We start from the raw sequence: 2,469 nt of genomic DNA, 5'->3' as shown, positions 1-2,469 counted from the left end.
CTGCGCCGGTTCCCCAGAGTATCGGCAGCAGACCCGCGATGATCACCGCCACGGTCATGGCTTTCGGCCGGACACGCAGCACGGCACCATGATAAAGGGCTTCATCAAGACCTTCCGGTGTGAACGTTTCCTTGTTTGACAGTTCCGGATGCGCTTCAATGGCATGACGCAGATACATCAGCATGACCACGCCAAACTCTGCTGCCACACCGGCCAGGGCGATAAACCCGGTTCCGGTTGCGACTGACATATGGAAGCCCTGCCAGTACAGGAACCATATCCCGCCAACCAGGGCGAACGGCAGACTCATCAGGATCAACAACGCTTCATCAACCCGGCGGAACGCCAGATACAACAGGATGAAAATGATCATCACCGTCATCGGCACCATCAGTTTAAGTTTCTTGTTGGCGTGCTCAAGCAGTTCAAATTGTCCGGAGAATGACACGCTGGTACCCGGTCTCAGTTTCACTTTCTGACTGATAGCCGTTTTAATATCATTAACCACCGACACCATATCCCTGCCGCGCGCGTCAATGTAAATCCAGCTGGCTGGACGGGCATTTTCCGTTTTCAGCATAGTCGGCCCTGAAACGACCTTAATATCCGCGACATCGCCCAGCGTGATCTGCTGCTTCATCGGGGTCAGGATCGGCATCTGTTTCAATGCATTTGGACTGTTCCGGTAATCCTGCGGATAGCGAATATTAATCGGGTAGCGGGCCACGCCTTCAACCGTTTCCCCTACCGTTGCGCCGCCGATGGCTGATGAGACAAACAGCTGTACATCACCGACAGTCATACCGTAACGGGACCCTTTTTCCCGGTTGATATCGATATCGATGTAACGCCCGCCTTCAAGTCGCTCAGCCAGGGCAGACACCACGCCCGGCACGGTTTTGGCTACCGCCTCAATACTCTGCGCAGTCGCATCAATATCGGCCAGGACAGTCCCTGAGACCTTGATACCTATCGGGCTTTTGATCCCGGTTGAGAGCATATCAATACGGTTACGGATTGGCGGAACCCACAGGTTTGCCAGACCCGGTAAACGGACGGTCTTGTCGAGTTCTTCAATAATCTTGTCAATCGTCATACCCGGACGCCACTGATCCTCAGGTTTGAGCTGGATCGTGGTTTCCACCATTTCAAGCGGTGCGGAATCCGTTGCGGTCTCTGCTTTACCGGTCTTGCCAAATACAGAGGCCACTTCAGGAACGCTTTTGATTAACTTGTCCGTCGTCTGCAGGAGTGCTGCAGCTTCTGCCGGAGAGACGCCAGGCAATGTTGACGGCATATACAGCAGGTCGCCCTCATTGATCTTCGGCAGAAACTCCCCCCCCACCTGACTCAATGGCCATACAACGGTGAAAATGGACAAGGCCGCAACCAGCAGGGTTGTTTTTGGCCAGTGGAGGACCCGCAGCAGCAATGGATGATACGCTTTGATCAGCACCCGGTTCAGGGGGTTACTGGTCTCGGCAGGAATTTTTCCCCGGATCCAGAATCCCATCAGGATCGGAATGACAATGATGGCCAGCGCGGCCGCGCCCGCCATGGAGTACGTTTTCGTGAATGCCAGCGGGCCAAACAGACGTCCTTCCTGACCTTCCAGGGTAAAGATAGGTATAAAGGACAGGGTGATGATCAGCAGGCTGATAAACAGTGCGGGTCCCACTTCCACGGAGGCGTCGGTAATCACCTTCCAGCGGGTGACGTTGTCAATCTGCTCACCCGGATGCCGATGATCCCACTCCTCAAGCCGTTTATGCGCATTCTCAATCATCACAATGGCGGCATCCACCATCGCACCGACGGCAATAGCTATCCCTCCCAGCGACATGATATTGGCGTTCAGTCCCTGGAAGTGCATGACGATAAAGGCGATACACAGGCCAAGCGGCAGAGAGATAATCGCCACCAGGGCAGAACGTACGTGCCACAGGAACAGGGCACAGACGATGGCCACCACGAAAAACTCTTCCAGAAGTTTGGAACTGAGGTTATCAATCGCCCGGTCGATTAACTGGCTGCGATCGTAGGTGGTCACGATTTCAACACCTTCCGGCAGACTGGCCTTCAGTGTCTCCAGTTTATCCCTCACTGCCGTGATTACGTCACGCGCGTTTTTACCCGACCGCAGGATCACCACGCCGCCAGCGACTTCCCCCTGGCCGTTCAGTTCGGCAATACCACGCCGCATTTCAGGCCCTGTCTGCACGCGGGCAACATCCCGCAAATAAACCGGCACGCCGTTCTCGCCTGTTTTCAGGACGATGTTATTAAAATCATCAATGCTCTGCAGATAGCCGCTGGCGCGGACCATATACTCCGCTTCGGCTATTTCAACGGATGAACCACCGGCCTCCTGGTTAGACGATTCAAGAGCCTGTTTCACTTCGGGCAGGCTGATCCCATACTGGGACAGTTTTACCGGATTGACCTGAATCTGGTACTGCTTCACCACGC

Annotated in this window: 1 protein-coding gene; it reads right to left on the bottom strand. The window is 54.7% G+C overall.

What is annotated here, in order from left to right; genetic code table 11:
• On the bottom strand, positions 1–2,469 hold a 2,469-nt coding region (silA, locus tag APU11_RS17675; protein WP_060578682.1), incomplete at both ends, for a Cu(+)/Ag(+) efflux RND transporter permease subunit SilA.

The organism is Enterobacter sp. 50793107 (assembly GCF_001463365.1).
In the GTDB taxonomy this organism is placed as follows: domain Bacteria; phylum Pseudomonadota; class Gammaproteobacteria; order Enterobacterales; family Enterobacteriaceae; genus Enterobacter; species Enterobacter cloacae.
The sequence above is the reverse complement of the archived record's forward strand: the minus strand, read 5'-3'. Positions and strand labels throughout refer to the sequence as shown.